Genomic DNA, 14,571 nt, shown 5'->3' with positions numbered 1-14,571 from the left:
CTTGAGCCAGGCGTAAAAGCCGCTGTGATGTACATGCAGCATGCGGCATAAGTTGCGTACCGCAAATTCCTTTTGATGCGCCTGGATAAAGGCATACTTCACAGGGACTCTTTCGCGAAGTATGCGGTGGCCTTTTTTAGGATATCTCGCTCTTCTGTTACCCGTTTTAATTCTGCCTTAAGGCGTTTGATTTCCGTCTGTTGGTTATCAAACTGGGCAGCATGAATTCGCCATGCCCATATTTCTTTTTCCACGCATACAAGCTGTGGGTGCTGACGCCTAACCTTTGGGCGACTTCTTGGACGGGATAGCCGTGCTCGGTGATTTGTTTTACCGCTTCAATTTTGAATTCGTCAGTGTAGCGTTTGTCGTACATCGTTTTCTCCTGAGGTCTCGTTTTCATAACTCAGGAGTGTCTACGAAACTAGGGGCGATTCATGTCAGAACCTAAGATATGCCAGACTCGAGCTTTTTTACCATGAGGTGTACTCGCAATGTTAGTATGTTGAGTCCGCTATTTTGAATAGGAATAGATATGAAATTTACGTTAGATGAAATACAGAAGGCAGCCTCTGAGAGCGGGATAGGCTACGTAGAGCAACGTGCTTTACTTGATAGGCTCAACTCACTTGCCGAGACGAAAGAGGGCCTGCGCGGAAGTACAATTTTACTTCTTTTGGGCAGCATGCTGCTTTTAACTGCACTTCGTTGGCCGATAATGGGCTTGCTGAACCGTGAAGGAAGCGTTGAACAGTTTGCCCTTTCTGGCATCGCCTGCGCTCTTTTTTACCTGATCGGGTACAAATTATATTTTGTACGGCAAAGGGTAGTGTTGGGTGCGGTGATGTTCGTTTTAGCCTCTGTGACTGTTTCAATTGCTGTGGCTACCACACAGGCCATGGTTGGCGGGGGTAATTTACCTGGGATTTTATCCAGCAAAGTATTTCTTCCCGCCCTTGGCACTGTGATCGCCTGTGCAGTTACCTTGCGCTTTGCCAGACATCTGTTGTTGGCGCTCCCTTTAATGACGGCGCTATGGGGCAGCATAGTCGATGGCTTGTGGTATTTGGATAAGACTGGCGTTTTGCCCAGGCTGGAAGAAGACACTGTTGCGTGCGGGGTAGGGGCTGCGTTTATTGTTTTCAGCTTTGTGGCCGATCATCGGTTTAAGTTGGATTATGCCTTCTGGGGGTACTTTGTTGGCGCTTGTTCTTTTTGGACAGGGCTTGTCTTTCTTACCTCAGATACCGAGCTTGAACGATTTGTTTTCTTTATGACGAACCTCGGGCTGATGTGCATAGGAGTAATTCTGGCGCGGTATGTCTTTATGGTGCTCGGTATCATCGGCCTTTTATTATATATGGACCACCTTGCTGAAAAGTTTTTAGGTGGCGGGATTGCCTACCAGATTGCACTTTGCAGTGTTGGCTTGGTTGTGCTTTACGCCGGATTATATCTCCACACGCACAGAAAGGAGCTAACCAACAAAGTAAAAAGATTGTTTCCTGCATGGTTGATGGCATTGCGTCCAGCGCACAGGGCATAGTTGATGGCGTCAAAGGGACTACAGATTCCTTTGGTTACGTTCGCGTCAGCCCCATTTGTTGTCTATTTAGAAGCATCTATAAAAAATCCCCCGCCTGTTGATTGCACTCAACATCGCGGGGGATTTGCAGTCAGTACGAAAGGCTACTTGTCGCCTTCATCCATTTTGAAGTCTACCCTGATTTTATAAAGTTCTTCAGCCGGAAGGTTGAGGATGGGAATGCCTGTTTTTTGGGTAATGCTGTCCAAAGTGGCACATACATCGTCCCAGCTGGGGCCGATAAAAGTGAACCATACGTTGTAGGCATGGGCGCGCAGGTAGTTATGGGTAACTCCCACGTGGCTGTTCACTTCGGTAACGAACTCTTCCATCTTTTCATCGGGCACTTTTGCGGCGCACAGAGTGGAGCGAAAGCCCAGTTTCCATGAGTTGAAGTTAGCTCCCAGCCGACGGATAACTTTGCGATCTTTAAGAGCACGAACGCGGGCCAGAGCTTCAGCCTCGGTCAGCCCTATTGCTTCACCAATGACGGCATAAGGGCGAGGTTCGATGGGAAATCCGGTCTGGATGATGTCCAGAATTTTCTTATCGTATATATCCAGCTCTTGTTCCTGCGGTGCAGAATCGGACATGCGGAGCTCCTTTAAAAAGTTGAACGTATCAGAGATAATAGAACGTAAGCCCTGATATAGTAACGGTATCGGGTTACCCTTTTTTCGGGGCTTTTTTAGGCTGGTATGAGCACAATGGCTCTTCCGCCATGTGGCTGCCGCTCATGGTAAAACCGCGGGCTCTGCAGCCGCCGCAGACTTTATGATACTCGCAGTGACCACATTTTCCGTCATATTCTTCGGGCGTACGGAACTGGTGAAAGTATTTTGAATTACGCCAGATTTCAGGGAACGGCGTTTCACGAATGTTGCCGCAGTTCAGTTCCAGATATCCGCAGGGCTGGACTTGCCCCACGTGTGAAATGAAGCAGAAGCCGATTCCACCAAGACATCCTCTTGTCATGGCGTCCATACCGAAGTTGTCAGGCGTTACCGCCAGTCCTTCTTCTTTAGCGCGTTGACGCATGATGCGATAATAATGAGGCGCGCAGGTGGCCTTTAAGTGCATGGAAGTGGTCTTACGGAAGTCGTAGAACCAGTTAAGTACTTCTTCGTATTCTTCTGCAGAAATGACCTGTGTTCCCAGTTCTGCTGCACGGCCGGTGGGAACCAGCAGGAATATGTGCCACGCGGCAGCGCCCAGATCTTCGCACAGGTTAAAGATATCTTTAAAGTAGGGCAGATTGTCGCGGGTAACTGTAGTGTTGATTTGAAATTCGACGCCAGCCTGTTTCAAATAACTGATACCGCGCATGGACTGTCCAAATGCACCGAGAACACCGCGGAAATCGTCATGCAGCTCTGCAGAAGGGCCATCAATGGAGATTGAGCAGCGCTGGATACCTGCATTGCGGATTTGTTCTGCATTTTCTTCGGTAATCAGCGTGCCGTTGGGGGAAAGTACACAGCGTAGCCCGAGACCGGTAGCATATTCGATAAGTTCGTACAGGTCGGGGCGCATCATGGGGTCGCCGCCAGTGAAAATGATGATGGGGTTGCCTACGTCAGGAAAAGTATCGATGAGCGCTTTGGCTTCTTCTGTGCTCAGCTCCCCGGGGTAAGGCTCGGTGTGAGCCTCTGCACGGCAATGCTTGCATGCAAGGTTGCATGAGCGGGTTACTTCCCACGCAATCAGCCTGCATGCGGGGCTGCCGTCTTCAAGTGTCGTGGGCATTTTCATTGCACCGGACTGGGCACCCATGCCGCCTTGCTTACCATGGTGATGGGGGCAGCCCGCGCCGTGGGGATGTTTGGCATCATGCATGAATAAATCCTTTTACCGGCGTATCATGCGCTGCCGGTTTGCGCGTGTGTGTACTGTAAGGCACCGGAGTCTGATTGGCCCCGGTGCCGGAGTGTCTGGTTAAGCTTTGATAAGGCCTTTGCGCAGCATTTCCACCGTAAAGTAGGTAAGGATAATCTCTGCACCGGCACGGCGTAGTCCGATAAGCGACTCTAGCGCGACTTTGTCACCGTCAATCCAGTCGTTCAAAGCGGCTGCCTTGATCATGGAATATTCGCCACTGACCTGATAGGCCGCAACGGGCAGTTCAAAATTATCGCGCACCATCCGGATGATGTCCATGTAGGGGCCTGCGGGCTTGACCATAAGGAAGTCCGCACCTTCAAGGACATCTGCACCGGCTTCGCGCATGGCTTCTCTGCTGTTGGCAGGGTCCATCTGGTAGGTTTTGCGGTCACCGTGCTGCGGGGTTGATTCGGCTGCATCGCGGAAGGGCCCATAATAGGCACTTGCATACTTTACAGCGTACGACATGATCGGAATATGGTGGAAGCCGTTGGCGTCCAGTGCTTCACGAATGGCCAGAACGCGGCCGTCCATCATGTCAGAAGGGGCTACGATGTCTGCTCCTGCTTCAGCGTGAGACACCGCTGTTTTTGCCAGCAACGTCAGCGTGGGGTCGTTATGTACCTCGCCGGTGGTATCGCCGGATTTCAGCAGGCCGCAATGACCGTGGCTGGTAAATTCGCACAGACATACATCTGTTATGACAACCAGTTGAGGAAAACGCGCCTTCAGACGGCGTACCGCCTGTTGGACAATGCCCTCAGGATTGAAAGCTTCAGAGCCTTGGTAGTCTTTTTGTGCAGGAATACCGAAAAGTATAACGGAGTGCAGCCCCGCTTTCACGCCTTCTGCAACTTCTTTTTCCAGCTCGGTAAGAGATAGCTGATCTACTCCGGGCATGGATGCCACAGGCTTGCGGAAGGCTTGATCGTCAGTTTCCACCACAAAGTAGGGCATGACGAGATTGCGGGCACTAATGTCTGTTTCGCGGATGAATTCGCGCATCTGCGGGTTGCGGCGCAGTCTTCTGCCTCTGAAAAAGTCAGACACCGGAACAGCTCCTTGTTTATATGTATCCTCTGGGAAAGAGAGTCTTTTCACACAGGGAAAGAAAAAACGCCCCGGCGCGCCCTTACTGGCATGCCGGGGCGTTCACCAGCCTATTTAATGCCGATTTCCTCGTCGGTGAGGAAGCAGGCAGGGTCGGGTGCCCACACATCGTCATAGAATGCTTCTGCACGGGCGCGGAAGTTACCGCCGCAGATATTGAGGAAGCGGCACTGGGCGCAACGGCCTTTTACGTGCTGCTTTTTATCCTTCAACTGTGCAAGCAACTCGATATTGGGGTCGTCCCAGATTTCCGAGAACGGACGCTCAAGCACATTGCCGAACACCTTGTTGCGCCAGAACTGGTCGGGGTGCACTGCACCGTCCCAGCTGATGCAGCCGATGCCGCGGCCGGAGTTGTTTCCTTCGTTGTACTGCAACAGCTCAAACACTTCTTCTGCACGCTTGGGGTCTTCCTTCAGCATGCGCATCCATACGTAGGGGCCGTCTGCGTGGTTATCAACGGTAAGGACTTCTTTGGGATGTCCTTCGTCGAAAAGCTGACGGGTGCGGTCCATGATCAGGTCAACCATGGCGCGGGTTTCTGCATGATCAAGGTCTTCTTTGATCAGTTCGCTGCCACGACCGGAGTACACCAGATGGTAGAAGCAGATTCTGGGCACTTCAAGCTCTTTGATGAGGTCAAAAATCTTGGGCACTTCAGGTGCGTTACGCTTGTTGATGGTAAAGCGCAGGCCGACTTTCAGACCTTCTGCCTTACAGTTTTCAATGCCTTCCAGTGCTTTTTTAAAGCTGTTGGGCACGCCGCGGAACTTGTTGTGAACCTCTTCCATGCCGTCAAGCGAAATGCCTACGTAGGAAAGGCCGACTTCTTTGAGTTCGCGGGCTTTTTCTTTGGTAATCAGGGTGCCGTTGGTGGAGATAACAGCACGCATACCCTGATCGGTAGCATACTTGGCAAGCTCTACCAGGTCCTTACGCACCAGAGGTTCACCGCCGGAGAACAGCATGACGGGAGCGCCGTACTGGGCAAGATCGCGAATGATTTCTTTGCCCTGTTCGGTGCTGATTTCGTCTTTGCCTTCCGGGTCAACTGCTTGTGCGTAGCAGTGAACACACTTCAGGTTGCAACGGCGGGTCATGTTCCACACGACCACGGGCTTTTTGTCTTTGGAGAACTGAAGCAGGTGCGAGGGCATTTTGCCCGAATCGCGCCCGTAACGCAGTGCGTCTGAGGGTTCTACCTGACCACAGTACAGCTTGGAAATGCCTATCATTATTTCTCCTAGTATGCATGAAAGCCCGTATTATTCCACCACAGGAGCAAGTTCATCACAGCTTTTTGCAGACGTAAACACAAGTCTGCAACCCTGCGGGAAAAAAGTGGGGGCTTTTCGTGTTTCTGAGTGTGTCAGAAAAACAAATTCGTACCGGAGGTAATATAGGATGGAAAGGGCTGATTGCAAGTGTTGAAAAAGCATATCAGGAGCGATTACTAAAAAAGTTCAGCTGTAAGTAAATGTAAACTTACTGATGGCCGAACTTTTGTACGATGTAATATGCTGAAAACTAATGTTTTTATTGTCGGGATGTGCTTTTTTCAGTTAAACCAGCCTTGAACTGTTGAGAGTAAATCTGTGCCATTTTTCTTTTTAGTTGCAGGCGTTGTTTCATTATTTGTAGCAGAAGCAGATTCATCCTGACCTGAAACATATAAATCCTGAGCCTGCGGCGCCGGTGCAGGGGCAAACGGGTCTTCTTCATTTTGATCTGCTTCGTGCTGCCACCTTTTGATGGGAAGGGCCATATCTGCTGCAAGCACAGTTGCCAAGGCCCAGACAGGCTCCGCGGGGAGCCGCGCGTCCTGAGTGAACAGCAGGTAGTCCCGCTTAGTCGTTTGCTCGATAAAACCGGCGTGAACCATTGACCAGACCATCTCCCCTGTCACAGTGTCATAAATATCCAACTGCACAGCCAGCCTGCTGTCTCCGGTTGTTCCACCTGCCAGCAAGCGGGTTACATACCCGCTTACCACAAGATCGGCACCGAGCGCCCTTCCTGCCGCAATGCTGCGTGCAGGAGTGAAAGGCATTAGTTGCGGACTATACTGTAACGATTCAAATGTCTGCTGCTTAAGCCATGATTGCCAGAACATGCGGGAAATCTGTTCCGCCACTTCGCTGCCTTCTCGCATGTCCTGATTCATCCTGAAGGGAACAAAAATGGCTTTCGGGGGAGTCATAGGAGCCATTGTGGGGTGCACAAGCACCTGTGCTTCGCGTCGGTGTACCCATGCATCAAGGTACAAGGTTCCGGCTGACGCCATATCAAAGTCAAAGCCTACCGGTGAGTTGTCGCTTTTGCTTTGTATAGACCCGCATCCTGAAAGCAGCAGGATTGTGGCAAGCAGAAGGGCAGCCATAGTGGCCTTTATAAAAAATAAGCGGCGGTGTTGCATTAGGGGCTCCGTCGGAAAAAAGTCGCTTTCAGCGTATGGCAATAAATAATGCAAATTTGGTGCCCGAAAGACTGTTTTTTTACGGGCAGCCTTAAGCGACGCTGCGAAAGGTACGACATACTATCCAGCGTACTAAGTGGCCTGTAGAGCAAATGCTGAACGGTGCATGAGTGTTTGTTTAACGATAATAGATAACAAAAGTGGTCATGCGGTATCGGATATTCTTGGCTGCGGGAGACGCGCCAGTGTTAACCGATTGGGGGACACCGCATGACCTGATATCAGGCTATAGCTTCCTGTTTTAAGGATATGGGGGCATAGCGCCATAAACTGATGATGTCGCATAACATGCTTTCAGGATTATGAAAAGTTAATTTTAGACGTCGGTTATACTGCAGGCCGGAATGCAGGCATAGGAGGGGTGTGTGTATCGCTAAATCTATTTTACTTTCTGGGTTTTCTATATTATATGACATATAAGAAGAGCCATAGTTGGAGGGGGTATGCCTGTTATTTCTGATAATAAAGATTTGTTTGAGAGACTGACCAATCAACTGCGTGCAGAAGTAATCGATACAGACGAAGTGCGGTTATGCTTGTGGGCTGTGGCAGAGATTAAAGGAAACTGCGAACTTTATGACAGCGTGCTGCTGGCAGACACTGTTTTCAGTTCTCAACTTACCAAACAGCTGGAAGCTGCTTTGCAATCGCATGAATATTTCGGACTTCTTGAAACGTTGATTTTATTTTGCAGAGAAAAGGTGTTGCGTAGGCCGGATTTGCCGGAATCTGCTATGGAGTCGGCACTTTTTGCTTATTTTGCACATTCCGGAGAGTGGGAATTTTCTGATGGGACACTGCTGGTTGATTGGTTTTATGTCCGTATGCCGGCATTGGTACTTTCGCATCTGCAACAACAATGAGAAGTGATTCGCTGCAGGCCATCTGTATTTGATATGTCTTGGACAAGGTGGCTCCATCATAAACCACCTGCCGGATAAAAGCGCTGTACGTTTGTGCGGCGCTTTTTTGTTGTTTGCAAAAAGATGCGCCGGAGCCTTGGGGGAAGCTCCGGCGCAAACGGTCATTCTTTTGGGGAGGGGAGACCGTCATCAGGGGCATGCCCGTACAGCCGAAGGCATAGGGGGGTGCCGACGGAGAAAGGCTGTACGGCCAGCGGTTGCGACTTGCGAGGAGGAGCAATACGCCACAACCAGATGCATGGGATTGGTGGTTAAGCAATCCGGTCAGAATGCAGAATGTTTTCTGCATTTTTACATGCGTTGGTGTATGTATATTGAGAACGGAGTAAAAGGTCAACTGTCAGCCAGTTATTTTTTATAGCTATGCTCATTTTTTTCTTCTGAATATGCAGGCAAGTGCCGCCTGAAAGGGACGGGACCCCCATCGTACTGAGCAGAAACCCTTGTGTAATAAAAAATAGTGAAAGGCGGCGTGTAGGGTGCCTGAAAACAGTTTGAAGGGGGGGAAATAAAATGAACTGGAAAGATATTGGAACAATGGCCGCAAGAACAGCGCCTTTGCTTGCCAGTGTACTGGGGGGGCCTGCGGGTGTAGTCGCCGGAGCAGCGGGAACACTGATCGGAGCATTCTTAGGTGTGGAAGCTGAACCGGAAAAAGTGGCTCAAGCTTTTAAAGATCCGCAAACGGCTTTGCGGCTGGCCGAACTTGAGGCAAAGCATGAGGCGCGTTTACTGGAATGGCAGCAGGCACAGCTACAGGCAGAGCTTGCTAACGTGCAGGGCGCTCGTGCCCGCGAAGTTGCCATGGCAAAAGCAGGACATGGCGGAGCATGGGCAACTGCATTAGTATCACTTGTTGTGGTATGCGGTTTTTTCTGGATGCTTGAAGGCGTAATGAGCATGGAGGATGTCAGCGAGCCGGCTTTGCTTTTATTGGGCTCGCTGGGAACTGCGTTCGGGGGAGTGGTTAACTATTATCTGGGATCATCGCTCGGTTCATTTCGTAAGGATGTTGTAAGCAGCGGAACAGACCGCGCAGAGCGGAAGCTTTCGGGTGCTGTTTCATGAAAATGTCCCCCGGAAACAGACGAAGAGAGTGGCATGTGGATAAACGCCTGAGTGTGTCTGCTTTGATAGCTACTTTGACGGCGCTGGTAAGTGTGGTTGCTGTGGCAGTTTCCCTGCAGGAACGTGTGCAACAGGTCGAGCAGGATATTTGTTTTGTTTCGTCAGAGCTGGATAGCACCAGAAAAACGCATGTGCAGGTGCAACGTCTGGAAGAGCGTATGGTGGCTGTACAGGGTGTGTTGGAAGAAATCAGGCTGGATGTCCGCGAAATGCGGAATCAGCGACTGACGGCAACAGCCGGAAAGCGAGCCGGAATTGCTTACGTAAACCAAGTGGTGCCTTCTGAAACAGGAAGTGAGCCGGCAAGGCAGTCTTACCGGTACCGCAGACGGGGTGAGGATGACCTCCAGCCGGAAAAATTCGCAGCGGCATGTTACGCATACCGGATGAGTTTGGTACCGGAAAAGAGAATCGGTACTGCGGTAAATGGCGACTTAAGGGCAGGGCTAATCGCTTTGCAGGCAGCTGGGGGAGTTGGCCCGCAATTATTGTCGAGTAGCAGAGCTGAAACGTTGCCGGAATCGTCAGTTCTTCAGGACTATTTTACCGGGTTGGTGAGTCCGGCTGTGCTGTCATTAGCCGATGAGCGGTCTCAATCTGCAAACTCAGGAGGTTGCAAATTTGAGGCAGAAAGCCATGTTGAGGTAGGCTATGGCAGAAGATGACATCCACGTTGCACCGCCATCGTCTCGTAGCCGTCGATACAGAAAGTTTGCGCTGCATTGGCTGGATAACGGAGATGCTGCTGCAGCTGCAATCGCAGCCGGTTACGCTCCTGCTTCGGCGGAACGGCGAGGCAGGGAATTGTTACAGCGGCATGAGGTAATAACCCTGCTGGAAGAGTTGCAGGGCGATGGTTTTGCTGAGCAGGCGTTATCGGTAAGTAAGAGAGAATCCTGCGGACAGCCTGGTGATGAACACGGTCCTGTCAGCTCGGGAACAACCTCAACGGGGTCTGAATTGCCGTCCGTGGTTTCGCCCGTTTTGTCGTCAACGATGTCGGCAACGGGGCCGGAAGATATGCCGGAAGAGCTTGGCGCAGACGTAGCTCTTACGCCGGACAAAGTGCTGGACGAGCTTGCAGCCGTTGCCTTTGCTTCTTTGACAGACGTATGCATGTGGGAAGGAAACACTCTTGTCCTGAAAGATTCTGTAGTGCTTGCTCCGGCTCATGCTGCTGCAGTTGCGGAAATTACAGAAACTTCCACTAGCAAGGGCGGAACCTTGCGGGTGAAGATGCATTCGAAAATGAAGGCGTTGGATATGTTGTGTCGTGCGCTGGGGCTGTTTGATGCAAAGTCCGGAGGGGCAAAAAAAGAGTGTGATGTTGCTGCCGGAGAAGCAGCAGGAGACGCTTTGCACTCTGCTTCTGCCTTGCCGCCTGAAATACTGGAGCGCATCGAAGAGCTTTATACTGCCCGCGCAGTAAGGTACGAATCCGATGCCGATGAACGAGACTGTCAGCTGCAATGAGACGGCGGTATTGACGAATGATGGAAACAGCTATTTTGAAGTTTGCTGATATGCTACAGACTGGCTTCAGTTTTATGTGAATGACCTGTTCATGCGGAATGTGTTGCGGCCCTTGTGCACCAAGGCTACAACGAGAACATCCCGCTTTTTTACGGAGATTTGGATGACACCAGTTTTGTTGACTGACACTGCCGGAAGTTGGGGGAACCGTCATGCTGAAAGTGCGCTTTTCAGCAGAGGGACTCAGCCCCGCGGTGCCGGACATACTTTTGTTTTTATGGTTCTGGCTACACGAGTCTGGCGTGTTTTGATGTGCAGTGTGCGCATCACACTGACTTTTATCGCTTTAATAGTGCTTCCTGCAGATGTGGCCGACGCTCAGACGTCCCCTGAAGGAGTCTGGCGTCAGAAAGATTGCCGGACAGCCTGGATGCTTGTCACAGCAGCGGATACGGGCAAGGTGGGGGCAGATGCCGTGCTGAGCACCGGCCTTTATGATGTTACGCTGTACGGGACAGGAGAGTGCGGTAGCGGAGCTTCGGTAGAGGACGTTTATGGAAGTTCCGGTGGGGATATTTCTGCAGGCACAGGGCTCGAAGGACTTTTTGCCGCAGATCTTCCGGCAAGTTGCGAAGTGCGCGCTGTAGGGCGGGTTACGGCTGGCAGCTATCATGGGAAAAGCGTATCGTTTACCAGCGACTTCGGTTCGTCAGGGATTTGGGGTGAAGATGCCAAACAGGTTGTGCAGGTTACTTTTTTCCCGGACGGTCGCTCGGCTTGTGTTGAAAGATTACTCTCTTCCGGCTGCGGTTTAGGGGTTGCGCTGGAAGGCGATTATGAACGGGTTTCAGAAAACTCTCCGCCGCCGGTGGCACTGCGGGAGACTGATGTCATGCGATATGGCGCCTGGCGTTTGCGGGGAAAGCGTTCGCGGGAACTGGAAGAGTTTGTTGTTTCGTTAGATGAGCCTGCACGGTCGGCTTTTACCGATATTGAATTGGGCGGGCCTGAATTTACAGCCCGCTGGCGCCGGATGGAAAAAAGCGGCGGTGAAACCTTCAGGACTTTGCAATATCGTTTTGTAAAAAACAGACAATATGACGGACTGTTAGAAGCTCTCTGGCGTGAGAAACTTTTTACGGTGGAATCGTTATCGGAACCGGTGCGGGATGTGTTGTGGAGTGTTGCGTTGCGGCACGGTGCCGGAACAGGTGTTGCCCGTAATGCTGTTGAGGCCATGCGCGGAAGGGGGATTCCCATGTCTGGGCCGGAATTTGAGTGGTTTCTTGTGCAGAGCATTTATACCGAGCGGATGCGGGTTGGGAAGAATGGTCGATTACACTATTACTCTGTGTATCCTGAGGCTGTGCGTAACGCCATTGATGATAGCCTGAAGAAAGAACAGGATGCTGCGTTGGCGGCTTTGTTTGAATACCAAAGGCAGCAGAAAACCAACTGAGTTGAGTCACGATGCTTTGATTGCAGTAAAATGCGCCGGACGATGACGTGCCGTCCGGCGCGTTTTTGTTTTGTAGTTGTATCTGCTTGTTTCAGGTAGCGGAGCAAGGAGGATTGCGCTGTACCGCATACACTCTCCTGAAGGTGTGACAGAATATTTTGAATGAACGTGCGGGTGCCCTACTGGCCGTTAGAAACGGGGGTGCCCAGAGTTCCCAGAAAGAAACCGGTGAGTTCCGAATTCATTTTGGCATGGATGGCTTTTCTGTCCACGCCGGATTTATCCTGACACATTGTTTTGTCCAGTGCTTCCAGACGGCGCGGGCAGGGGGCACGCAGAGTAAAATTGTCGGCGGACTCCAGTACGGAATAGAGAGGGGGGACGCGCAGGCTTTCACGCAGGATATCTGCATGGCCGGGGTTCACTGTGTCATTTTCAGCCTTCATAAGCCGTATGGGAATATTGATGTTGGCCAACTGCTCTTTGCCGAACATAAACGCGTATCCCGGAGCAACAAGAGCCGCAGCTTTAAGCCGTGGCAGATGAGCTTGCTTTTGTAACAGCGGACCAAGTTCTTCTGTGAGAGTCTGCAGGCGGCGGGCTGCCCACTGCGAGCAATACGGGGTCGAAGCTGTTTCTTCCGTGCAGTAGTCGGCATAACTTCCAGGCGCAGGGATTCCGCCTGCCATGATCAGCACTGCTGCAGCACCTGTATCAAAGCCGATTGCTCCCAGCCTGTTATTGTCTATGATTGCCCCCAGTTCTGGCTCCTTGCGGGCAAAGTCCAGCGCTGTAGCCAGCTCCGCCACTCTGTCGGAAACGTGGCGTGCAGAAAAAAGTACACGAGTGTCATATACGTTGTCGTGCCGGTGTGTCGGAGCAATGATTACAAAGCCTTTCTGAGCCAGCGTTTCTGCCGTGTCATGATGGGCAAGTGCACTGCCGGCCATGACATGTGAAAGCAAAATAGTCGGAAAACGGCCTAGTTCCGGTGCTCCTTCGCGGGCGGCTTTGATAGTACGTTCACCTACTTTTGTTTCCTGTGCTACCGTGGTGCTGGGGTACCACACCCCCACCTCAATCCGTTCTCCCGATTCGGCATCCCAGGCTGAGAGTAGCTTGAACCCCACATGCATCAGCGACATGCCTGAACCGGCAGCCTTTGCTGTGCAGGGGATGAAGGCAATCACGGCCATTGCAAAAAATAAAGAAATCTTAATGCCAAAGGTCGTCAAATGAGACTTCTGGCGTGCTGTCAGGCAGAATAAATTCGCTATCAGTAAACGCATGGAGCGTATTATCCTTGGTAATCAGTATTGCGGCGGGTGTTGGCCGCGCAGAATATGAATGCCGGAAAGGCGGTCACGCTGCTGCAAAAGGTTTACCTTATCTGAACGTAAAGTCGCAAGAAGGATTACGTACTTTGCGCCACGTATCCAATTTGCTTGTGCAAAATAGGATTGATACGCTATGAAGCTGTAATAGTCATCACGAGGTTATACACCATTCTGTCTGTTACAGAAAAGGTGACTGTTTTTCGGGCGACGATAGCAGAAAATTTTTCGCAGTGTGTAATAAAGCAAGGAGCAAATAGTATGGATTATGCCAAATTGATGGAAGAATATGGTGATCTGATAATTGTCTGGGTGGCAAAAAATGGTGCCAACCTGCTTATGGCCATTCTGATTGTAATTGTTGGCGCATGGTTAAGTGCCAGAGTCGCCAACCTGATGCGCAAAGGGCTTGAAATGCGCGGCATTGACCGGTTGCTTACCGGTTTTTTGCGAAATGTATTGTTTTACATTTTGCTGGTGACCGTGCTTATTGCCGCGGCAGGGCAGATCGGCATTGATACGACATCGTTCCTAGCAATTCTCGGTTCTTTGGGTCTTGCAATTGGTCTGGCTGTAAAAGACAACCTTGCCAATTTTTCCAGTGGGGTAATGTTGATTTTGTTCCGGCCGTTTACGTTAGGTGATTATGTGACCATCGCGGGTGTATCCGGTACCGTTGAAAAGATTTCGCTTTCTACAACGTTGCTCCTTACTCCCGACAATCAGCGTATTATTGTTCCCAACAATATGATTATGGGTGACGTTATTGTGAACGTGACAGGCAGCCCCACCCGCCGCATGGACCTGACTGTGGGCGTTGGTTACGGTGATGACCTTTCTGTCGCTAAAAAGGTCATTGAAGATGTCGTTAAAGCTCAGCCCTCATTGCTCAGCGAACCGGCCTGCACCATCGCAGTGTCAGAACTGGGTGACAGCTCCGTTAACCTTGTGGTGCGTCCGTGGGTGAAGACAACCGATTACTGGGCGGCACGCTTCAAGCTGATTGAAGACATTAAAAACGCGTTGGATGCCAACGGCATCAGCATTCCTTATCCGCAGCGGGATGTTCATATTATTACAGAAGAGGTTTCTGCGGGCAGTTCCGGTAAGGCTTCATAGTCTGTCGTTACCGGACAATACGGATTTGACCTGAAAACACTTCGGCCCGCCAAAATTATGGCGGGCCGTTCAATGAGAAATGA

Annotated in this window: 13 protein-coding genes and 1 pseudogene; 7 read left to right on the top strand and 7 right to left on the bottom strand. The window is 51.0% G+C overall.

Going from position 1 to position 14,571, the window contains the following annotated elements; translation table 11 throughout:
- A pseudogene (locus ACK5LI_RS05920) lies at positions 1-376 on the bottom strand (transposase); the annotation flags it as partial.
- Between the two features lie 159 nt (positions 377-535).
- Between ACK5LI_RS05920 and ACK5LI_RS05915 the strand changes: the two are divergent.
- Complete coding sequence (locus tag ACK5LI_RS05915; RefSeq protein WP_416947177.1) at positions 536-1,546, top strand: hypothetical protein; 1,011 nt, start codon at positions 536-538, stop codon at positions 1,544-1,546.
- Between the two features lie 143 nt (positions 1,547-1,689).
- Here ACK5LI_RS05915 and ahbA read toward each other — a convergent pair whose 3' ends face one another.
- From ahbA to ACK5LI_RS05890, 5 genes are all read right to left on the bottom strand, one after another.
- Complete coding sequence (ahbA, locus tag ACK5LI_RS05910) at positions 1,690-2,178, bottom strand: siroheme decarboxylase subunit alpha (RefSeq protein WP_416947175.1); 489 nt, start codon at positions 2,176-2,178, stop codon at positions 1,690-1,692.
- A 73-nt stretch (positions 2,179-2,251) separates the two neighbouring features.
- A complete protein-coding gene (gene ahbD, locus ACK5LI_RS05905; protein WP_416947173.1) occupies positions 2,252-3,421 on the bottom strand; it encodes a heme b synthase in 1,170 nt (389 codons plus the stop codon).
- A 99-nt stretch (positions 3,422-3,520) separates the two neighbouring features.
- Complete coding sequence (gene hemB / locus ACK5LI_RS05900; protein WP_416947171.1) at positions 3,521-4,516, bottom strand: porphobilinogen synthase; 996 nt, start codon at positions 4,514-4,516, stop codon at positions 3,521-3,523.
- Positions 4,517-4,626: 110 nt separating this feature from the next.
- The gene (gene ahbC / locus ACK5LI_RS05895; protein WP_416947169.1) at positions 4,627-5,811 is read right to left on the bottom strand and encodes a 12,18-didecarboxysiroheme deacetylase; all 1,185 of its coding nucleotides are present in this window, start codon (positions 5,809-5,811) and stop codon (positions 4,627-4,629) included.
- Positions 5,812-6,134: 323 nt separating this feature from the next.
- Entirely contained in the window at positions 6,135-6,992 is an 858-nt protein-coding gene (locus ACK5LI_RS05890; protein WP_416947167.1) for a hypothetical protein, read from the bottom strand.
- 503 nt (positions 6,993-7,495) lie between these two features.
- Between ACK5LI_RS05890 and ACK5LI_RS05885 the strand changes: the two genes are divergently transcribed.
- The 5 genes from ACK5LI_RS05885 (at position 7,496) to ACK5LI_RS05865 (ending at position 12,035) form a co-directional block, all read left to right on the top strand.
- The gene (locus ACK5LI_RS05885) at positions 7,496-7,915 is read left to right on the top strand and encodes a hypothetical protein (RefSeq protein ID WP_416947165.1); all 420 of its coding nucleotides are present in this window, start codon (positions 7,496-7,498) and stop codon (positions 7,913-7,915) included.
- A 573-nt stretch (positions 7,916-8,488) separates the two neighbouring features.
- Positions 8,489-9,043 (top strand): hypothetical protein, encoded by a 555-nt coding sequence (locus ACK5LI_RS05880; RefSeq protein WP_416947163.1) that lies wholly within the window; start codon positions 8,489-8,491, stop codon positions 9,041-9,043.
- Positions 9,040-9,768, top strand: a complete 729-nt coding sequence (locus ACK5LI_RS05875; protein ID WP_416947161.1) for a hypothetical protein — start codon at positions 9,040-9,042, stop codon at positions 9,766-9,768. Before ACK5LI_RS05880 ends, ACK5LI_RS05875 begins: the two co-directional genes overlap by 4 nt.
- Positions 9,755-10,576, top strand: a complete 822-nt coding sequence (locus ACK5LI_RS05870) for a terminase small subunit (RefSeq protein WP_416947159.1) — start codon at positions 9,755-9,757, stop codon at positions 10,574-10,576. The genes ACK5LI_RS05875 and ACK5LI_RS05870 overlap by 14 nt, the downstream gene beginning before the upstream one ends.
- Before the next feature lie 163 nt (positions 10,577-10,739).
- Positions 10,740-12,035, top strand: coding sequence for a hypothetical protein (locus ACK5LI_RS05865; protein ID WP_416947157.1), 1,296 nt, complete (start codon positions 10,740-10,742; stop codon positions 12,033-12,035).
- 179 nt (positions 12,036-12,214) lie between these two features.
- Here ACK5LI_RS05865 and ACK5LI_RS05860 read toward each other — a convergent pair whose 3' ends face one another.
- Complete coding sequence (locus ACK5LI_RS05860) at positions 12,215-13,324, bottom strand: alpha/beta hydrolase family protein (RefSeq protein ID WP_416947155.1); 1,110 nt, start codon at positions 13,322-13,324, stop codon at positions 12,215-12,217.
- Positions 13,325-13,630: 306 nt separating this feature from the next.
- Here ACK5LI_RS05860 and ACK5LI_RS05855 point away from each other — a divergent pair, with 306 nt between their 5' ends.
- The gene (locus tag ACK5LI_RS05855) at positions 13,631-14,488 is read left to right on the top strand and encodes a mechanosensitive ion channel family protein (protein WP_416947150.1); all 858 of its coding nucleotides are present in this window, start codon (positions 13,631-13,633) and stop codon (positions 14,486-14,488) included.
- Positions 14,489-14,571: the final 83 nt, after the last annotated feature.

The sequence above is a fragment of the Oleidesulfovibrio sp. genome (assembly GCF_047973035.1).
In the GTDB taxonomy this organism is placed as follows: Bacteria; Desulfobacterota; Desulfovibrionia; order Desulfovibrionales; family Desulfovibrionaceae; genus Oleidesulfovibrio.
This window is presented reverse-complemented; position numbering and strand designations above follow the sequence as displayed.

Excerpts from the sequence above, each read along its gene's own strand:
- ACK5LI_RS05915 (WP_416947177.1), top strand. The coding sequence starts at position 536 with ATGAAATTTACGTTAGATGAAATACAGAAGGCAGCCTCTGAGAGCGGG.
- ahbA (WP_416947175.1), bottom strand. The coding sequence starts at position 2,178 with ATGTCCGATTCTGCACCGCAGGAACAAGAGCTGGATATATACGATAAG.
- ahbD (WP_416947173.1), bottom strand. The coding sequence starts at position 3,421 with ATGCATGATGCCAAACATCCCCACGGCGCGGGCTGCCCCCATCACCAT.
- ahbC (WP_416947169.1), bottom strand. The coding sequence starts at position 5,811 with ATGATAGGCATTTCCAAGCTGTACTGTGGTCAGGTAGAACCCTCAGAC.
- ACK5LI_RS05890 (WP_416947167.1), bottom strand. The coding sequence starts at position 6,992 with ATGCAACACCGCCGCTTATTTTTTATAAAGGCCACTATGGCTGCCCTT.
- ACK5LI_RS05885 (WP_416947165.1), top strand. The coding sequence starts at position 7,496 with ATGCCTGTTATTTCTGATAATAAAGATTTGTTTGAGAGACTGACCAAT.
- ACK5LI_RS05880 (WP_416947163.1), top strand. The coding sequence starts at position 8,489 with ATGAACTGGAAAGATATTGGAACAATGGCCGCAAGAACAGCGCCTTTG.
- ACK5LI_RS05875 (WP_416947161.1), top strand. The coding sequence starts at position 9,040 with ATGAAAATGTCCCCCGGAAACAGACGAAGAGAGTGGCATGTGGATAAA.
- ACK5LI_RS05870 (WP_416947159.1), top strand. The coding sequence starts at position 9,755 with ATGGCAGAAGATGACATCCACGTTGCACCGCCATCGTCTCGTAGCCGT.
- ACK5LI_RS05865 (WP_416947157.1), top strand. The coding sequence starts at position 10,740 with ATGACACCAGTTTTGTTGACTGACACTGCCGGAAGTTGGGGGAACCGT.
- ACK5LI_RS05860 (WP_416947155.1), bottom strand. The coding sequence starts at position 13,324 with ATGCGTTTACTGATAGCGAATTTATTCTGCCTGACAGCACGCCAGAAG.
- ACK5LI_RS05855 (WP_416947150.1), top strand. The coding sequence starts at position 13,631 with ATGGATTATGCCAAATTGATGGAAGAATATGGTGATCTGATAATTGTC.